The sequence below is a fragment of the Xanthobacter sp. NM-59 genome, assembly GCF_021401125.1.
Classification (GTDB): Bacteria; Pseudomonadota; Alphaproteobacteria; order Rhizobiales; family Xanthobacteraceae; genus Xanthobacter.
On sequence record NZ_JACBFQ010000005.1, the window covers coordinates 101,068 to 120,589 of the forward strand.

Annotated in this window: 12 protein-coding genes and 1 tRNA gene; 5 read left to right on the top strand and 8 right to left on the bottom strand. The window is 67.5% G+C overall.

The window, feature by feature from the left end; all coding sequences use genetic code 11:
- Positions 1–309: 309 nt before the first annotated feature.
- The 3 genes from L0966_RS11345 to L0966_RS11355 form a co-directional block, all read right to left on the bottom strand.
- Positions 310–1,770: a hypothetical protein gene (locus tag L0966_RS11345; RefSeq protein ID WP_234052012.1), complete on the bottom strand. Its 1,461-nt coding sequence runs from the start codon at positions 1,768–1,770 to the stop codon at positions 310–312.
- 474 nt (positions 1,771–2,244) lie between these two features.
- Positions 2,245–2,949 carry a response regulator gene (locus L0966_RS11350; RefSeq protein ID WP_234052013.1) on the bottom strand — a complete coding sequence of 235 codons (705 nt, stop codon included), beginning with the start codon at positions 2,947–2,949 and terminating at the stop codon, positions 2,245–2,247.
- Between the two features lie 40 nt (positions 2,950–2,989).
- Positions 2,990–4,252, bottom strand: a complete 1,263-nt coding sequence (locus L0966_RS11355; protein WP_234052014.1) for an EAL domain-containing protein — start codon at positions 4,250–4,252, stop codon at positions 2,990–2,992.
- Between the two features lie 570 nt (positions 4,253–4,822).
- On the opposite strand from L0966_RS11355, the gene L0966_RS11360 reads away from it, so the two are divergent.
- Both L0966_RS11360 and L0966_RS11365 read left to right on the top strand, forming a co-directional pair.
- Positions 4,823–5,203 (top strand): response regulator, encoded by a 381-nt coding sequence (locus L0966_RS11360; RefSeq protein ID WP_234052015.1) that lies wholly within the window; start codon positions 4,823–4,825, stop codon positions 5,201–5,203.
- Positions 5,190–7,304, top strand: coding sequence for an ATP-binding protein (locus tag L0966_RS11365; protein WP_234052016.1), 2,115 nt, complete (start codon positions 5,190–5,192; stop codon positions 7,302–7,304). Before L0966_RS11360 ends, L0966_RS11365 begins: the two co-directional genes overlap by 14 nt.
- Before the next feature lie 510 nt (positions 7,305–7,814).
- Here L0966_RS11365 and L0966_RS11370 read toward each other — a convergent pair.
- From L0966_RS11370 to L0966_RS11390, 5 genes are all read right to left on the bottom strand, one after another.
- Positions 7,815–7,888 (bottom strand) — tRNA-Gln (locus L0966_RS11370).
- Positions 7,889–8,086: 198 nt separating this feature from the next.
- A complete protein-coding gene (locus L0966_RS11375; protein ID WP_234052017.1) occupies positions 8,087–8,443 on the bottom strand; it encodes a hypothetical protein in 357 nt (118 codons plus the stop codon).
- Between the two features lie 48 nt (positions 8,444–8,491).
- Positions 8,492–10,609 (bottom strand): penicillin-binding protein 1C, encoded by a 2,118-nt coding sequence (pbpC, locus tag L0966_RS11380; protein ID WP_234052018.1) that lies wholly within the window; start codon positions 10,607–10,609, stop codon positions 8,492–8,494.
- Entirely contained in the window at positions 10,606–15,948 is a 5,343-nt protein-coding gene (locus L0966_RS11385) for an alpha-2-macroglobulin (RefSeq protein ID WP_234052019.1), read from the bottom strand. Before L0966_RS11385 ends, pbpC begins: the two co-directional genes overlap by 4 nt.
- A gap of 318 nt (positions 15,949–16,266) precedes the next feature.
- On the bottom strand, positions 16,267–16,845 hold the full coding sequence (locus L0966_RS11390; protein WP_234052214.1) for a glycosyltransferase: 579 nt from the start codon (positions 16,843–16,845) through the stop codon (positions 16,267–16,269).
- A gap of 240 nt (positions 16,846–17,085) precedes the next feature.
- On the opposite strand from L0966_RS11390, the gene L0966_RS11395 reads away from it, so the two are divergent.
- The 3 genes from L0966_RS11395 (at position 17,086) to L0966_RS11405 (ending at position 19,506) form a co-directional block, all read left to right on the top strand.
- The gene (locus L0966_RS11395; protein WP_234052020.1) at positions 17,086–17,637 is read left to right on the top strand and encodes an alpha/beta hydrolase; all 552 of its coding nucleotides are present in this window, start codon (positions 17,086–17,088) and stop codon (positions 17,635–17,637) included.
- Positions 17,638–17,874: 237 nt separating this feature from the next.
- Positions 17,875–18,471, top strand: a complete 597-nt coding sequence (locus L0966_RS11400; RefSeq protein ID WP_234052021.1) for a hypothetical protein — start codon at positions 17,875–17,877, stop codon at positions 18,469–18,471.
- Between the two features lie 81 nt (positions 18,472–18,552).
- Positions 18,553–19,506, top strand: coding sequence for a ribose-phosphate pyrophosphokinase (locus L0966_RS11405; protein ID WP_234052022.1), 954 nt, complete (start codon positions 18,553–18,555; stop codon positions 19,504–19,506).
- The last annotated feature ends 16 nt before the right edge of the window (positions 19,507–19,522 follow it).

Below are 19,522 nucleotides of genomic sequence, written 5' to 3' on the forward strand. Positions count from 1 at the left end.
CCCACGGATCCCTCGCATTGCATTCGCGGCACGAAGGACTGGCGGCCCGGAGGCAGGAGTTTGGAAGGGAGGGTTGGAGGGGGGCTGGCTGGAACAGGGCCGCCCGACGAACGGGGCGGCATGCGCCAAGGCGTGAGGCTGAAGAAGCAGACCGAAGCCGATCTGTGGCGCGTCCGGCGCCTACCGCCGCCACGCTTCTGCGGCGCGGGCGAAGGAGGCCCTTTGCGGAACCCTGGGAAGCGGTGAGGCGCCACCATCAAGCGGCAGCGCCTCACCCCCCCGACGCCCGAGTCTTCCGCCCGGCGTCAATTACCAAAAGTGGAACGGGTTGAAGTCCACATGTCCGCCCTGCGGGGTCCAGCCGAAGGGCCCCTCCACTTGGTCCGCGGGAACTCCATGCGCGACCGCGGCGGAGCCACAGAAAACGCCCAGGAACGTTGCCACAAGCGCCCCGCACGCAGCCCAACAACTCGGAAAGCCACCTCCCGTTTCGGGATCAGGATCGGTGCCAGGGTCAGTCCCGGGATCGGTCCCGGGATCGGTCCCGGGATCGGTCCCAGGGTCGGTCCCGGGATCGGTCCCAGGATCGGTCCCAGGATCGGTCCCGGGATCCGTGCCAGGATCCGTGCCGGGATCGGTCCCGGGATCCGTGCCAGGATCCGTGCCGGGATCGGTCCCGGGATCAGTGCCAGGATCCGTCCCGGGATCCGTGCCGGGGTCGGTCCCAGGATCCGTTCCGGGATCAGTCCCAGGATCCGTGCCGGGGTCGGTCCCAGGATCGGTCCCGGGATCCGTCCCAGGATCAGTCCCAGGATCCGTGCCGGGGTCGGTCCCGGGATCCGTCCCAGGATCCGTCCCAGGATCCGTCCCGGGATCCGTCCCAGGATCCGTCCCGGGATCCGTCCCAGGATCCGTGCCGGGATCGGTCCCAGGATCCGTGCCGGGATCAGTCCCAGGATCAGTCCCAGGGTCAGTCCCGGGATCCGTGCCGGGGTCGGTCCCAGGATCAGTCCCAGGATCAGTCCCAGGGTCAGTCCCGGGATCCGTGCCGGGGTCGGTCCCAGGATCAGTCCCAGGATCAGTCCCAGGATCCGTGCCAGGATCCGTGCCGGGGTCGGTCCCAGGGTCAGTCCCGGGATCCGTGCCGGGGTCGGTCCCAGGATCAGTCCCAGGATCAGTCCCAGGATCGGTCCCAGGATCAGTGCCGGGATCCGTGCCGGGGTCTCCCCCGCAGCCGCAATCGTCCTGATAATCCACTGCGGCCGTCAGGGTGGCCGAGGAGCTGGAGAGCAGGTCTTCCACGGTCAGCACCGAGACATCGGCCGTCACGGCCCCATCATCGCCCTCGGCGACGTTTTCAATGTTGTAGAGCGCAAGGTTGCCCGAGATGAGTGATGGCAACTGGCAGAATTCGGAATCGAAATCCAGTTCGAGTGTCACCGGACCATTGGCCGGCGTGTAGCCCGCGATATCGATGGCCAGGAACAAGACGTCAGTGGTCGAAGCCGTCCAAACGGTGCCATCGGCCAACCCGCCTCCGTATTGCGAACGGTCAATGATCACGATGAGATCGGCGCCGTAGAAATCGACGGCACAATCCGTCTGCGCCAGCACGGCATCACCTTCGCACCCCGTCGCCAAAGCTTCCAATGACGCGTAGCCCACGGCCACAGCACCCCAGGAATAGCTCTGCAACTGAACCAACAGGTCAAGGGATGTAAAAGTATCCGTCCCCACCGCATCGGCTGTAGCGGAAACACCAACCACCATGCCGGTGTCGTTAGGATTCTGTATGAATGAGAGGCTTTCCAGGAGGCGTTCAATCGAAGAAATACTTATGACGTCGCCAAATTCGCTTCCGAGAGCAAGATCCAGACCGAACGGTGAATCAAGCGCGTCATCGTACTCCGCGTGCGTTACAGGGTCCTGTTCCATCATGACACCCATTTGCATGAGACGTCGTGGGATATTCATAGCGCTGCCGCCCGCCGCGCTGAACGCAGCAAAGGGTGCTTGTGCCGATGGCAGGGACCTAATGCTTCTGCAGGTGCATCGAATGGGGCGGGGCGTATGGGCCCACCGCCGAACGCGTCGCCGCCGGAAGGCGGACGCCAGCAGAAAGACAACGACCTCTTCTTCGTCTTGACTTTCAGATCAAGACGAAGCGAGGAGCATAAGTTGAATTCAGGTGCGCGTGGGTTTGACGAAAGGCCCCGAAACCCGCTCCGGGCCTTTGGTCTTCCATCAGTCGAGTTCGAGTCCCAGCCGCTTGGACTGGCGCAACACGAACGCCTCCATGCGCTCCCGCCCCAGGGGCGTCAGCCGCACCATGATGCGCCGGCGGTCATGAGGATCCGGATGCTTGGAGACGAACCCCGCCTCCATCAACTCGTCGATGCGGCGCAGGGCCGTCGTCGTCGGAACGCCTGAGGCCAGGCACAGGCTCGTCACCGAGATTTCCCGTCGGTGTGCCTCGGACATCATCAGGTCCAGCATCATTTCCCAAGCCGGATCGCCGAAGAGGTTGGGCTCGAAGATCGCGGCGCGATCGGCCTGCGCGGCCAGCATCACACGCAGATATTCAGCCCAGTCGACGCCCCCCGGCGTGGCCGGAGCCGGAGGGCGCGGCCGCGCCGTCTCGCCGCCCACCAGCGCCAACGCCCGCGCAATGGCGCCGGCCACCTCGTCGGCGGTCACCGGCTTCTGCAGGAAATCAACCGCGCGCAGCCGCAGCGCCCCCACCGCGCGGTCCAGCGAGGCGTGGCCCGTAACCACGATGGCCGCCAGCGGCGCCCGGCGTCGGCGTGCGGAAAGCTTCTGAAGCAGCTCGATGCCGTCGATGCGCGGCATCTCCAGATCCGTCACCACGACCTGAAGATGCGGATGCACCTCCACCAGATCCAGTGCTTCGGACGCACTTGTGGCCGTCAGGGTCGGAATGCCAAGCATTTCCAGACCTTCATGCAGCTCACTCAAATTGTCTGCGTCGTCATCCACCAGCAATATGGAAGGATTTTGTGGCGTCTGTGCATTCATGAGCATCCCCCCCGACGAGATTGTCTTGAACATTCAGATCTTGTCGATTCGACATCAGCCACGCCATCAAATCATCGATCGGCATCTTCCGAGCAACGAGATAGCCCTGGATGAGGTCAACCTTATTGGCACGTACCCTGGCGAGATCCTCCATCGTCTCGACGCCTTCCGCAACCACGCTCATGCCGAGCCGGCGTCCAAGCCCCACGAGCGAAGCGAAGATTTCCCCCGCTTTGGCCGAGCTGCGCGCACGGTGGAGAAGATCCATGTCGATCTTCAGCTCCGTCACCGGCAACCGCGCCAGCTGCAGCAGCCCGCTCTGCCGCTGCCCGACATCGTCGAGGGCAAGGCCGAAGCACGCAAGCCGGAGCTGCGCCAGCGCCATCAGGCACTCGCTGGAGCTGTCATAAAGCGCATCCTCGGTCAGCTCGCAGATCACCTGCGCGGGCGCCAGGCCCGCCGCCCGCACAACCGCGGCGAGCTCCCGCGCCGCATCCGCGGCCAGCAGCACGTCCATTGGCAGATTGACGCTGACCGGCCCTTCACACCCCAGCGCCCGCCACCGCGCGCACCCCCGCGCCCCCGCGTCGAGGGTGTAATGAGACAGCCGTTTCATGAGGCCCGGCACGCTGGCCGCCGCGGCGACCACCTCCAGCACCGGAAGGTGCCCGATGCCCGGCAGGTGATCGCCCAGCAACAGTTCCGCGCCATGGAAGGCGAGGGTTCGCGCATCCACCTTCGGCTGGAACATCACCGGCAGGTCACCGCGGGTGATCGCGCAGGAAAGGGCTTCGGCAATATCCGCCTGGCTGGCCTCAAGCGCACGTCGTGGCGACCTTCCCGCTTGATCGGGAACCGCATTTATGAGGCGCAGCAGATCCTCCGGCGCGAACGGCTTCTTGAAGGTGCCGAGGATCGGCGTCCCCCGCAGCCGCGCCGCATCCGCCACAGCGCAGATGATATCTTCGCAACTGCCGCTGATCAGCACGATCCCGGGCTGTCGCGGAAACCGGGACAGCCGACGCAGGGCCTCAGTGCCATCAAGGCCCGGCAAGGAAAGATCAAGCAACAGCACATCACATCGCCCAAGCCTTTCCGGAGTGAGCGAGGCAACGCTGCCGATGGCCTCCACATCATGACCCGCCATGTCCAGCAACTCACCGAGATCCTCACGGAACGCCTCGTCGTCATCAAGAATGAGGACCCGCTTCTTCATGGTCTTGGTGTTCTTTCCTGTCTTCGGCGCGAGGGGATTGCATCGAGCCAAGGGCGGCGGATCGGGACGACAGATCGGAGCCTCCACTTACACTCGCGTGGTTCCGCTCCGCCCATTGGCCCGCGAAAGCCGCAGACCCGAGCCTAATGCCAGGCCGGGTTCTACAAACTCCTGACCAGAGGAGCCGAACCTCTTGAGGCGAGGTGAGGCTTACTTTCGGTTTGTGATGGATTGCCACGCCCCCAAGAAGGAAAACTGTTCGATCCCCACCCCTTAAAAGTCAAATACGGGATTCTCCGCACTGTTTTTTGTCGAACCGGATTTTCGCCCAATGCGAGGAGAGCACAAGCTCTACAATCAAAAATAAGTACCATCATAGGGAATGCCAAGGTCCCGCCGATACCATTCGCCCCCATTGATGCACAATAATACCACCCGCCGCAGCAGATCCGGACCGGTCAGATTTTTTCATTTCATTCCCGGAGTGAATCCTCGTTGACCCTGCGGCGAGCACAGTTCTTCCATACGCGCTGATGAAATCCGCCCGCGTGTCAGGACGCAGTCGAGACGATGAGCCATCTACTGGTCGTGGACGACGAGCCCGATTTTCTCGAGGAACTGGCGGAATCCCTTGCCTTGCGGGGACTTCCCACCGTCTGCGTGCGGCGGGCCGCGGACGCCGTCGAAGCCGTTGGCGCCAATCGCGACATTTCAATCGTCATCACCGACATCCGCATGCCGGACATGGACGGCGTCTCCCTGATCGAGGCGCTGAAGATCGCCTTTCCCGACCGGCATATGAAATTCGTGGTGATGACGGGGCATGCCTCCGAGGAGGACATTCGCCGCGCCGAGGCCGCCGGGGCCGCCGCCTGCTTCCCCAAGCCGTTCGCGCTCGAACCGTTCTGCGAGGTGCTCGTGAAGCTGGGGGGCCGCGATGGACGGTCGTGATGACAGCCCGCCGCTGCGGAGCTTTCTGAACCCGGTCACGCTGCTGCTCGCGGCGCTGCTGATCCTGGTCGGCTGTCTGCCGTTCGCAGCCGCAGTGACCCTTTACAGCCTCCACAGCCAGACGGAGGTTCACAGGGCGACGGACAGCGCGGCCAAGATGGCCAAGCTTCTGCTGCACAGCTTCGAACGCTCCATTGAGCCCATCGACGCCCTGCTTCAGAATTTCGCCAATACATTCGACGCCAACTGGACTCCACTTCAAGCGTACGAGGCGCTGAAGGAAGTCAAGCTGCCCACCTCCATTGTGCAACTCGCAGTGGTGGACAAGGATGGAATACTGATTGCCAGCAACCTCGCCGAGCCCAGTGGAAAGCCCGTAGACCTGAAGGACCGCGAGCATATTCGCGTCCACATGCAGCGCAATTCGGCCCTTGGAGAGCTCTTTATCAGCAAGCCTGTCCTGGGACGCGTGTCGAACCTGTGGACGGTGCAGCTGACGCGGCCGCTGAATGATGGAAATGGCGGCTTTGGCGGTGTCGTCGTCGCTTCCTATGCGATCTCCGACTTCATCGAATATTTCAAGCAGTTGCGGCTTGAGGACAATATGCTGATCGCGCTCGTGGGCGACGATGGCATCATTCGCGCCCGTGCGGCCAAGGAGACGAGCTTTGGTGAAGACGTTTCCAACAGCCCCGCCTTCCGGAGCATCATGGGCGCGAAGGAGACAATTTATGAATTCACGAGCCGGATCGACGGGGTGGAGCGCATCGGCGCCGTCATCCACTCGCAGCGTTACCCCATATCTGTGGTCGTCGCCTATTCGACCGATTTCGTGCAGCAGCAGACCCGGGATTTCCGAACCGCCATCTGGGGAACGGCGGTGGGGCTGGCCGCGGCCCTGTTGATCCTGGCCCTGCTCGCCAATCGCTACATGAGCATGCAGAAGCGGCTCAACGCCCGCGAGCTGGAGGCCCAGGCCCGGCAGCGCGAGGCCGACGTGCTCGGCGCCATCAGCCGCGTTCCGGGCATCAGCGTCCTGCATGTGGATGAAACCGGCCCCAGCGAAGTCAGCGCCGTGCCCACCACAGCCCTAGCCACCGCCGTGCGCAAATTTGCCGGCAGCGGCCGCTTCCGGACCCTGGTCGCCGGCCTCAGGGCTCCCCTGATGCGCAACGAGCACCTCAATGACGGCACCCGCGATTGGGAACTGGAAATGGTGGTGGCGCCCATCAAGACCCTGACCACCGAGCGCACAAGCCCCGACAAGCGCGAGGTGGTCGTCTTCGCCGTGGACCAGACCCGCCGCCGGATGGAGGAAAACAAGCTCTACCAGATGTCGAAGCTCGCCTCCCTGGGCGAGGTCGCCACCGGCCTCGCACACGAGATCAACCAGCCCCTTGGCGTCATCCGCCTTGCCGCCAGCAATGCGCTGACGGCGATGAAGCAAGGGGTCAAGCTCGACTATGTCACCGCCAAGCTGGATCGCATCATCCTGCAGACCGAGCGGATGAGCCGCATCATCGACCATATGCGCATCTTCGGCCGCAAGAGCGATGACGAGCTTCAGCCCTGCAGCCCGGCCGATGCCGTGGCAGGCGCGCTGCAGGTGGTGGGCGCGCAGATCCGGCTCGACAACATCCGCATGGAAACCCACATCGCGCCGGACGCGCCCAAGGTTCTGTGCCGGCAGGACCAGCTTGAGCAGGTGCTCATCAACCTGCTCCAGAACGCCCGTGACGCGCTGCTGGACAGCAGTGCGGGGCGCGAGCCGGGCGCGCTGCTGCAGATCACCATCAATGTGTCATGGGATCTCGAGCCCGCCACGGCCAAGGAGGTGCGCATCGAGGTTTCCGATACGGCCGGGGGCATTCCCGCCGCGATCCTGGAGCGCGTTTTCCAGCCGTTCTTCACCACCAAGCCGCCAGGCAAGGGCACGGGCCTCGGCCTCTCCGTGAGCTTCGGCATCATCCGCAACCATGGCGGCAATCTGAGCGTGCGCAACGGGCCAGACGGGGCGATCTTCACCATCACCCTGCCCACCCTCGCCGGGCGCCCTGCGGACAGCCCCCCGACCGAGGAGGAGGTGGGGGCGGAGGGCTAGCCCTTGCCGCCCCCCACGCGACAGGCAAAAGAGCAGCCTTCTCGGAGGCCTCACGGCGGCCGAGCCGGCGCCGCGGCGGTTCGGCATCGCCACCATCTCACAGCCGCGGCTTCAGCTGAAGGCGTGATCCGGCGCGGCCTGTTGCGATAATCCCGGACCGTGAAAGCCAACCCGCCCCCAATGGGCCAGAAGCCCGGCCCGGACGATGCCGAGATCTGAAACTGGGAATATGGCCCATCACGGCCATCGTCGCCTTCGCGAGTAAAGCCACCTCTCGGCGCCAAGACGCCAGCCGCCCAGCCACCAGCCCGCCCAGTCACCAGCCCGCCGGCCGCCGCAATCGAAGAGCCCGGATTGAAAGCGCCGTCAGCCTGCCGGGCACGCCGAACGCCACAGCGCGAGGCGGATCTGGTCCGAGTCACTACACGGCCAGCGCCGCCCGGCTGCGACGCGCGCGTAAGGGGCGCCTGGGAGGCGACCCATATCACGGTATTGAATTTTGGAAGAGAGTGGCTGGGGGACCTGGATTCGAACCAGGATTAACGGAGTCAGAGTCCGCGGTTCTACCGTTGAACTATCCCCCACCATCTCGCCTGCCGCCGCCAGGCCCGAGGGGCTGGAAGAGCGGTGGTTCGAGGTGTGTGCCCGAAGGCAGGGGCGCTTATTACGCAATTCGCGGGGGGCGGTCCAGCCCCCTTTTGAATAATCCACAGGCTGAGACGCATTCAGGCGACGCATTGGTGCCATGCAGCAGGCCACCTGTTGCGACGCACCGGATCCGCTTATCTCTGCGTCAGCTTATGGAGTTGAAGATGGCTACGGTTCACGCGAATGCCCATGAGGGGCATGGTTTCATCGCTCGGGTGGGCGCCGCGATGTCCGAGTTCTTCGCGTCTGTCGCTGATGCGCGCCGCATGGCGGATCGGTTCGAAAACCCCACCCACCTTGCCAATAGCGAGGCAGAGCGCATGGGTTTGAGCCGTGAGGACGAGCCCCACGCGGTTCTCCATCCCCGCCACTGAGTTCCAGCCGGCCCGGCCGGCTCTGAAGTTTCGTTTCCTCCCGAGTTTCGTTTCCTCCCGAGACTTATCCCGCACATCCATGATGTGCGGGATTTTTCTTGTCTTGCGCTCAAGCATCGCAATCCTGCCCGGAGCTCGAGCGTTTCCGCGTTTCCTGAAAACGCTCTATTCCACCCGCACGGTGACGCTATCGGCCCGGCCGGCCGCATCGATGACCGTGATGCGCGCGAAGCCGCGCCCGGCCGGGTTCCAGAACAGCACGCGCCGATCCTGCGCATGGCTCACCGGCTGCCCGTCCACCAGCAAGGTCAACGGCAGAAGCCCCCCTTCCACCTTCACCGCGAACGGCGACGTTTCGGCATCGGGCGTCTGGCCGTCGTCCCGGACCACGCGGGCCCCATCCGGCGGGTAGACGACCTGCATGGCTGCGCCGTCGAGCACCCCGCCGAAATGCCGTTGCGGCGGCGGCAGGCGCCCATTGCCCGCCACCAGAGCGCCATGGGGCGCAGCGCCGAGGGAGGCCGGGCGACGCACGATGCGGGCAAAGGCATCGAACAGCAGGGGAGCTGCCGCGGCGCGCCCCGTCAGATCAGCCACCGGCTGCCCGTCGGGCCGCCCCACCCACACCGCCACCGTGCGCCGGCCATCGAAGCCCACCGCCCACGAATCGCGGTAGCCGTAAGACGTTCCGGTCTTGAAGGCGATGCGCCCGCCCAGGGCATTTTCCGGCGCGGGGGTCCCCAGCAGGCACTGGCCCACATACCAGGCAGCCACCGCTCCCACGAGGTGGGCCGGCCGCGGCGTCGTGACCGCACCGTCGGCACGCCGATACACCAGGGGCTGCGCCTCCCCGCCCCGCGCCAGGGCGGAATAGAGCATGGCGAGGTCGGTCAGGCGGATTCCCACGCCGCCCAGCCCCATGGGCAAGGCCGGCGCCGCGCCGGCGGGCAATTCCAGCCGCGCGCCCGCATCCTTCAGGCGACTGGCGAGGCGCTGCGGGCCCACCGCATCCAGAAGGCGCACTGCTGGCACGTTGAGCGACATCTGCAGCGCCTTGCGCACGGACAACGTGCCCTGAAATCCGCGATCGAAATTCTCCGGCCGCCAGGCACCGAAGCGCACGGGCCGGTCCTCGATCAATGTTTCCGGATGGGCGATGCCATCATCGAACGCCAGCGCATAGATGAAAGGCTTCAAGGTGGAGCCGGGGGAGCGCACCGCGCGGGCAAGGTCCACCTCGCCGGCGCGCGCGCGATCGGCGAAATCGGCGGAGCCCACATAGGCGCGCACCTCCGCGCCGTCATTGTCCACCACCACCAGGGCCGCGGAAAGGCCACGGCCGAGCGCCTCGGTGCGCTCGCGCAGCAGGGCTTCCAGACGCTCCTGCAAGGGGGCGTCCAGGGTGAGGAGATGGCGGGACAGGGCCGGCCGCTCGGCCACCATGTCCTCAGCCAGATGGGGCGCGAGGCGCGGCATGGGCCGGCGCCCGCGAGGCATGGGCTCCGCCTTCGCCACGCGCGCCTCGTCGGCGGAAATCACGCCGTCATTCAGAAGCCGGTCGAGCACGCGGGCGCGGGCGGCACGGGCCCGCTCCAGGGCGCGGTCGGGGCGGCGGGCTTCCGGAGACTGGGGCAGCGCCACCAGCAGCGCCATCTCACCCAGGGTCAGCCGGCGCGGCTCCTTGCCGAAATAAGTGAGCGAGGCCCCCCGCACCCCTTCGATATTGCCGCCATAAGGCGCAAGCGTGAGATAAAGCGAGAGGATCTCCGCCTTGGAGAGCCGCGCTTCCAGCTCCAGCGCCCGGCGCATCTGGGCCAGCTTGGCGGAGAGGGTGCGCGGGCGCGGCGGCTCCAGAAGCCGCGCTACCTGCATGGTGAGGGTGGAGCCGCCGGACACCACCCGGCCGGACGACAACCCCTGCCAGGCGGCCCGCGCCAGGGCCACCGGATCGATGCCGCCATGGGCCGCGAAGCGCTTGTCCTCATAAGCTTCGATGAGGGCGATGAAGCGCGGGTCCACATCGTCCACCGTGGCCGCGAGGCGCCAGCGGCCATCGGGCAGCGCGAAGGGGCGCAGCAGGCGCCCCTCCCGATCCACCACCTCCCGCGAGACGGCCGGATGGGGCGCCGGTGGGGCCGCCGCGCGCAGGCCCGCGAGCCCCGCCACCGCGCCGCCACCGATGAGCGCCACGGCAAGAGCAGTCACCGCCGCCAGCCGCGCCGCCAATGGAAAGCGCGACGCGCCAGGCACGCCCTTCCGGCTCTCGGGGTGGAGCGGGCTCATTTGGCGGGGGCCACCTCCACGGTTCCGCTGCCCGTGCGGGCGAAGCGGTCGGGGCGATACATGTCCTCCACCACCGCCGGCGGATGGGCATAGCGGCCGGGCGAGACCGCGCGCACCACATAAGCCACCACGAACGGGTCATCCCCCTCCTGGCGCGTCACGGCGGCGACGAAGCGGTCGTCACGGAACTCCACATGGCTGGTCTCGCTGGTCTCGTCGAGCCAGGCGAAGGCCCCATCCTCGCCCCCCTGCACGAGGTTCGGATTTTCGATCTCGAAACCGGCGGGCAGATAGTCCACCAGCAGGATGTCGGCCAGGGCGCTCTCGGTCTCGTTCACCTTCAGAACCACCGCGAAGCGCTGGTTCTGGGTGGCCTTGGACGGGTCGGCGGGCTTGCCGTCCAGGGTGTAATAGCGCCGCTCCAGCTCGAAGCCGCGGGCAATGGCGGGCTCGGGCGCCACCGGCGCGCCATTGATGGAGACGACCACCTTCACCGGCTCCGGCCCGGAATTGCGCACCGTGAGCGGCGCCCGCTCCAGATCAGCGCGGGAGAGGGTGCGGCCGAACACGCCGCTCTGCGCGGCGCCGTCCACGTCCAGGGCCATGGCCTTGGCGCTGTTGACGAGAGAGGTGGCGGCCAGGATGAGCCACGCATTCTCCTGGGTGGAGGTGCGCTCGGTGCGCGTGCGCGCCGCGTCCACGCGGGCCAGGGCGATGTCGGCATATTTCTCCATGCCGGCCTCGCGGGCGAGCACGGTGAGCGCCGCCGCATCCCGCAGCACCGAGCCGAAATCGGCCCGGCCCGCCTGCGGGTCGGCGGGCGTCGCAGGCAGGCCCTCCAGCGCCACGTTGAACACCCGCTCGGCGCGGGTGCGATCGCCCAGCAGGGCCAAGGCGGCCGCCACCTGCCCCTGGGCCAGGGGGCCGGTGAGGTTCTTCAGCCGGGTGTCGGCGATGTAGCGCAGGTCACCCAGGGGCGCGCGGCCATTGCGGGCCAGCACGTAGAGTGCATAAGCGAGCCCCTCGGAGCCGGACTGCATTTCCGCCCCCGCCAGGTTCACCGTGTTGCGCAGCCGGTCCAGGGCTAGGTTGAAGGCCTGCTCCGGCACGGCGAAGCCCTTTTCCTTCGCGCGGGTGAGGAAATCGGCCACATAGGCGTCGAGCCAGGTGTCCTCGCCGCCGGCGGACCACAGGCCGAACGAGCCGTCCGACCCCTGGCGGGCCATCAGGCGGGTGACCGAATCGCGGATGCGCCCATCCGCCCCCGGGTCCGGCACGCGGCCGACGAGGGCGGAGAGGTCATTGTAGGAGAGCAGCGGCAGCGCGCGACTGGTGATCTGCTCGGCGCAGCCATAGGGGTAGCGATCCAGCGCCGCGAGCAGCGCCGGCACGTCGATGGTGCTGTTGGGCGTCACGCTCACCGCCACTGATCCAGTGCCGGGCAGGACATCGCCCAACAGCGCCTTGGAGAGAGTGAGGCTCTCGCCCGGCGCCAGAGTGCGCACCGTGCGCCGCTCGATCTGCGGATAAGCGGGCCGCACATTGAGCGCGAAGCTGCGCAGGATCTCCACCCCCTGCCCCGTCAACTTCACGTCGATGGTGGCGGGCCCCACGCTTTTGCCATCCACCGCGAGGCGCAGTGCCGTGCGCTGCTTTTCCGCCAGCGTCACCTCGCCGGCCGGTTGCGGAATGGCCGCGGCGCCGGTGGCGGTCACGTCCAGACGGTAGGTACCTGCGGGAGCCTCCACATTGGCGAGATCAACGGTCAAGGTGGAGCGGTCACCGGAAGCCAGGAAACGCGGCAAGGTGGCGAGCACCACCACCTTGTCGCGCACCACGACGTCAGTGGAGCCGTGGCCCAGCTTGTCCGCGCTCCAGGCCATGGCCATCAGCCGCACAGTGCCGTCGAAGGCGGGGATGGGGAAGGAGACGAGGGCCGTGCCATCCGTCGCCACCGGCACGATGCCGGAGAACAGAGCGAGCGGCGCCTGGGTGGGCGGGCTCGCCTGCAGCGCCGCCTCGCCGCCATCACCACCGGAGCGCAGCCGCCCGGCATTGCCCTGCATACCGTCGATGAGCATGCCGTAAAGATCGCGGATCTCGGGTGACAGCCGGCGCTGGCCGAAGATGACGGCGTCGGGGGCCGGCGGCTTGAAGCCGGTGAGGTTGAGGATGCCCACATCCACCGCCGCCACCGTCACGAACGCCTTGGCCCCCGGCTCGATGCCGGAGATGCGCACGGGAACGGCCAGGGTCTGGTCTGGCCGCATCTCGCCCGGCGGGGAGAGCTCCACCTTCAGGGTGCGGGCGTCGCGGTTCACGGAGAACCACGCCAAGCCGATGGCCCGGCCCGGCATGCGCCCGGCCGCCACATCCAGCGGACGGTGCAGGAAGGCGACCAGATAGGCGCCCGGGCCCCAATTCTCCGCCACCTTGAAGCTCACCTTGTTGGCGCCGGGGGAAACGGGCACCACCTTCTGTGCCAGCAGGCCCTCATTCACCACCATCACAGTGGCGGTGCCGGCGGTGCGGGCGGTGATCGTCGCCTCCAGATTATCGCCGGTGCTGAAGGCCGGGCGGTCCAGGGTCAGTTCCAGCTTGTCGGGGGTGTCGGCCGTGCCGTCGCCGCCGAAGCCGGATTCGAAGGCCAGGGAAGTCAGCGGCAGGCCATCGCCCGTCACGTCCAGGCGGTAGCGCCCATATTCGGTGGGAACCGCAAGGCGCGCCGGTCCATCGGCCGGGGTCGCAAGGCGCCCCTCGCCCACGCGGGTCACCACCTTCACCGGCTCGAAGTCCCAGGAGGAGCCCACCTTGTACCACTGGTAGCGGGTCTCGATCTTGGAGAGGCGCCACGTCAGGCTTGGGGCCGCCAGGGGCTTGTCGTCCACGCCCACCACGGCGACGTCGAAATTCGCGCTCTCCCCTTCACGCACGCGGTCGGAGAAAAGGGGCTTCACGCCGATGACGCTGCCGGCCGGCGCCACGGGCAGCACGATGGTGCGCTGAACGGCGCGGCCGCCCGCTTCCACGAGACGCACCAGCGTCTCCATCTCGAGCGGACGATCGGTGCGCGGCAGGTTGGCGGCGGAAATCTTGAGGCTCGCCTTGCCGCCGGCATCGGTGCGCGGCGCGTCGGCCACCGGCTGACGCTCGGGGAAGACATTGTCCTCACTGTTGCCGAAGCGATAGCCCTCGAAGCCCTTGCGGCTCTCCGCAATGCGCACTTCCGTCTCGGCCTCCACATCGAGGCCGGCGGCGGGGGCACCGAACAGGAAGCGGCCTTCCAAAAGGATCTCCGCCGGACGGGTGCGCGAGACCTTCTCATCCCTGGCAGACAGGGTGAATTCCACCCGATCCGGCACATAGTCCTCCACCAGGAAGCTCGCCTCGCCGATGGCGGGCAGCTTGGGATCGGTGAAGGCGCGCGCGCGCCAGGTGCCAGTCATGGCGCCCTTGAGCAAGGTGAGGTCCACGGTGCGCCCGCCGGCGGACTGGTCCGCCACCACGAGCCGGCGATCCTCCACGCCATCCGGCCGCTGCAGCACCACGGTGAGCGGCACGCCGGTGGCCGCGCGGCCCTGCGCGTCGCGCAGCAATACGGTGAGATGCACCGTCTCGCCGGAACGGTAGACACCGCGCTCGGGCGTCACGAAAGCGTCGAGGGCGCCGGGCGCCTCGCGGCCGGCCACGCCCCGGTCGGTGAGGTCGAAGGCCATCTCCTTGAGGGAGAGGAAGGCATAATCGCCGGCCTTGGTGCGTGCGATCACCACTTCCGGCTCGAGCCCCGCGGGCCCGCGCGACAGGCCGGGATCAAAGCGCACGATGCCGTCGGCATCGGACCGCGCCTCCCCCAGCACCTCGTTGGACTTGGCGACGAGCTGCACCGTCGCGTCCGCCACCGGCTGCGCGGTGCCCAGGGCGCGCACCATCACGTGCACCCCATCGAGCCCCGACAGAGCGGTGAGGCCGAGATCGGAGACGATGAACCACTGGGTGGCCTCGCTCCCATATTCATCATCGCCCAGCACCTGGTCGGGCTTGGCGGTCATCACATAGACGCCAGGCTCCAGCTTGCCGATGGCATCGGTGATGGGAACGGCCGTGGTCACGTCGCCATTGAGCGGGCTCTCGGTTTCCAGGATGCCGGAATAAACCGAGATGGCGGTGCCGGCCGCCATCTGCTCGCGCACATAGGAATCGATGTTCTGTCGGAACTCGCCCTGGATGGCGGTGGGCACCAGCGCCCGATCACCGATGCGCAGGATGTTCACCTTCACCGCCCGGGTGTTCACCGAAACCAGGGGAACGCCCTTCTGCCCCGTGCGCGGCAGCACGTAATTGCGGCCGGTGAAATGCACGGACGGCGCGCGGTCGCGCACATAGAAGGAGAGCTCCACCGGCTTGCGCAGGCTCTCGCCATTGGCGGCCGGAACGCCGGGGCGCACGCGCAGCGTATAACGCTCGCCGTGCTTCAGGCCCTCCACGCAGATCTGGCGCGCCTCGGCGGTCACCGCCGGCTTCGTCAGCTCCGCCACCTGCACGAAGGGGGCGAAATCCGCGCCCGTGGCCAGATCGTCGGAAAACTGCACGCAGGCGCGCGGATTGGCCGAATCCGCCTCCACCGAATAGTCCACGAGGCGGAAGCCATGCTCCTCCCGCAGCTTCTCATAGAAAGCGCGCTCGGCAGGGGCGTCGCGCAGCTCCAGCGACGCTTTCATGGTCTCCAGCGCCGCATTCCACAGCCCGCGCGAGGCATAGAGCCGGCCGATGAGGCCCAGCGCATCCGCCTCCTGCGCCCGCGTGCCTGCGCGGCGATAGGAGATGTAGGCGGCGGCCAGCGCATTGTCGGTGAGGGCGCTCGCATTTTCGTCTTCAGTCGGCTTGATGGCCGCCAGCGAGCGGGCGAGCCGCAGCCACACGCCGGCATCCTGCGGCACCGCCAAGGCAAGGCTGCCGTATAGCGCGGCGGCCGAGCGGGCATCGTTGCGCTGGAAGGCCTGGTCCGCGTCACGCCGCGCACGGTCGAGGGGGATGGTGGGGGCGAACACCTCACGACGAAGGTACCGCTCATAGCGCTTGGCAGAGGTGACGAGATCCGCCCGCTGGAAGCTCTTCAGCGCCGCGGGCCGGGCCGGCGCGGGCGCGGTGGCGGGCGGCGTGGTCGCGGGAGCAGGTGCGGGAATGGGAGCCGGAGGCCGCGGCTGCGCCAGCGCGGGGCCAGAGGCCACCGCCAGCGCCAGCGCGCTCGCGCCCAGCACCCTCAGCGCACCGCTCGTACCCCGCGCGAGGAGATGGCGAGCGAGTTTCGTGGCAGCGCATGGCCCGAACGCGAATTTCATGGGTCCCCTCCCCGATGCCGGGCATCGTGGCTGTGGGGGCGTCACATTCGGGCGGTGAGCCTTCCGGTGCGTCGGCCCTGGCGGGCGACCTCCGGGCACATGGGCTTCCGCGCAACGCGACACACCCTCATGTCAACAGAAACGGCTCACGGCCGCCGGTCCCTCGGCTTGCGCGACAGGCCCGGCCTCACCCTGCGTCGACATCTAGACGCAAGCCATGGGCCTCGCCAAGGGTAAATCTGAGACGTGCGGGAGCCGGCGTCGTCCGGCCGGCACAGGCGTGAAAAGCGCAGCCGGCTTCGGGAGGTAGCCGCCGCCTCAGCCCTTCTCCGGCAGCAGCACATGAACCCGCAGCAGATGCACATGGCGCCGGCCGATGCGGGCCACCAACCGCCGCTCGGCCTTCACCCCGGAGGGATGGCCGCCCAGGCGCTCATAATGCTTGCGGGAGATCAGCAGGCCCTGCCCGGCATTGGGCATGCCCAGCAAAGCCAGGCGCGCGGCCGCCACCGCCTCGCCCAGGCGCGGGCGCAGGCCGTAGCCGTCCACCGCCAGCCGGAAGGTGGCGGCAAGGCGATCCGCCTGCCCCCGCCGCTCCGCGGTCTCGATGAAATTGGCCACCTCGCGCGCCCACCCCTCCTCGAGGAACGAGCGCGGCGACAGAAACAGCAGCCAGCGCCCGCGCGCCTGCGCGGCGCCCTGGCGCAGGCGCACGCCCACGTCGCTCACGGAATGGAGAAAGGTGCAACCGGCCGCATCGGCAATGGCCGCCGTGTCGTCGGTGGACCCACTGTCCACCAGCGTCACGTCCCGCAGGACACCGGCAGTCACGCCCTGCACCAGCGCCGAGAGCACCGGTACCAGCTGACGTTCCGAATTCTGAGTGGCGATCACCACGGACAGCAAAGGGCCAACGCTCCCGCATTTTTGTGACAGCTATACCGCCGCTGCGCTGCAACGTCGATTCCGCAATGCACGCAAGGGGCAAGGCGCCCCACTGCAACCCTGGCGATCATCGCCGCCTCGCGCGGCGCTTGAGGCGCGTGCCGCCAGCACTTTCCCCTTCCCTGCGGATGTGGCAAGCGGGGACTTCGACTTTTTCAGGCCCCGCGGCCCCGCCCACGCCGGACACAGCAGATGAAATCCTCCGATGTCGCCCTTCTCATCGTTCCCGGCTGGAAGGGCTCGGATGCCGACCATTGGCAGAGCCGCTGGGAAAGCCGCCTCTCCACCGCCCGGCGCGTGGAGCAGGACGACTTCGCGCAGCCGGATCGCGGGGCGTGGGTCGAAAAGCTGTGCGCGGCGGTGGCGGCGGCGGACAAGCCCGTGGTGCTGGTGGCGCACTCCCTCGGCGTGCCGACGGTGATCCATGCGGCGCCGAGCCTGCCGGCCGGCAAGGTGGCAGGCGCCTTCCTGGTCGCCCCGCCGGACCTCGACGCCGCGCCCCTCAACCCGCTGTTCGGCTCGTTCGCCCCCATCCCCCGCGCACCCCTGCCCTTTCCGGCGCTCGTGGTGGCGAGCCGGAACGATCCCTATTGCCCCTATCCCCACTCGCAGGAGCTGGCGGCGGCCTGGGGCGCCGAGCTGCTGGACGCGGGCGAGGCCGGCCATATCAACCCGGACGCCGGCTTCGGCCCATGGCCGGAAGGCTCCATGCGGCTCTTGGGCTTTCTGCGCGCCCTGGGCTGAGCATTCACCTTGTTAACAGCCCCTTAACCGTTTTTGTGGACCGCGCCGCCTTTTGCCGCTACCTCTTTGCGGATCAAGCATCACGCGAGAGCCGCCATGCGGGAATCACAGGCACCGGCCACGGTTGGACAGGTCGGCAAGCGTAGCATTGCCGGTTTTTCGGCCAGCGTCCTGTTTCGGACCAGCATTCTGTTGACGAGCCTTGCGCTCGCCGCATGCCAGACGGACGGTAGCGGGATGGCCTCCGCCAATGGCGGCCTTTCCTTCGTCTCCATTGACGGGCCGCCCAAGCCCACCTTTGAGAAGCTGGTGAACGAGCTCTCCTCGGAGGCGCAGAGCCGGCAGGTGAAGGTGGCCTCCCGCGATGATGCTGGCGCCTACAAGGTGAAGGGCTATCTCTCCATGCATGTGGAACGGGGCAAGGCCTCGGTGGCCTATGCCTGGGACGTTTATGACGCCAACAAGACCCGCGTCGCCCGCATCACCGGCGAGGAAAACGCCGGTCCGGTGAAGGGCTCGGCGACCTGGGCGGCCTGCAACGACGCGGTTTTGGCGAAGATCGCGGACCGCTCCATGGCTGATCTTTCCCAGGCGCTGGGGGTCGGCGGCACCGCGCCCGCGGCGAGCCAGCCGGCGGTGGCCGCCGTGGCTTCCAGCCGCGATGACGCCGGGCCGGCGGCGGCTGAAGAAGCCAAGCCCGCCGCGGCGCAGGAGGCCCCGGCAAGCGCGCCCGCGGAAGCGCCGGCCGCGGCCCCGGAAACCCCCGCCGATGGCAGTGGCCAGGTCGCCTCTCTGGGGGCGGCGACCCCCGCCCTCGCCTATGCGGCCAACTGAGCCGCGTCTTTACAAGGTCCCGCGCGGGCGCCTATCAGAGCCTCCCAGCCTCAACAACCCGCCGTGCGGGTGGAGCGTCAGATGTCAGCGGAGAACGGTCCTATGAAGCTCGTCGCGGGGAATTCCAACCGCGCGCTGGCGGAAGCTATTGCCGCCTATCTCGCCATCCCCCTGACCAAGGCGGTGGTGCGGCGCTTCGCGGACATGGAAATCTTCGTCGAGATCCAGGAGAATGTGCGCGGCCAGGATGCGTTCGTGGTGCAGTCCACGTCGTTTCCCACCAACGACCATCTCATGGAGCTGCTGATTATCATCGACGCGCTGCGCCGCGCCTCGGCCAAGCGCATTACCGCCGTGGTGCCCTATTTCGGCTATGCCCGACAGGATCGCAAACCCGGCCCGCGCACGCCCATCTCGGCCAAGCTGGTGGCCAACCTCATCACCCACGCCGGCGCCGACCGCGTGATGACCATGGATCTCCATGCCGGGCAGATCCAGGGCTTCTTCGACATCCCCACCGACAACCTCTATTCCGCGCCGGTGATGGTGCGGGACATCAAGGAACGGTTCGAACTGTCGAACCTCATGGTGGTTTCGCCCGACGTGGGCGGCGTGGTGCGCGCCCGCGCTTTGGCCAAACGCATCGACGCCCCCCTCGCCATCGTCGACAAGCGCCGCGAGCGCCCCGGCGAGAGCGAGGTGATGAACGTTATCGGCGACGTGAAGGGCCGGCGCTGCATCCTGGTGGACGATATCGTGGATTCCGGCGGCACCCTGGTGAACGCCGCCGATGCCCTGCTGGCCCGCGGCGCCAGCGAAGTGCATGCCTACATCACCCATGGGGTGCTCTCCGGCGGCGCGGTGGCGCGCATCACCGCATCCAAGCTCAAGGAATTGGTGATCACCGATTCCATCCAGCCCACCGAGGCGGTGCGCGTGGCGCGCAACATCCGCGTCCTGTCCGTTGCCACCCTCATGGGCGAGGCCATCGCGCGCACGGCGCACGAAGAATCGGTCTCCAGCCTTTTCGACTGAGCGGCCACGGGCCAAG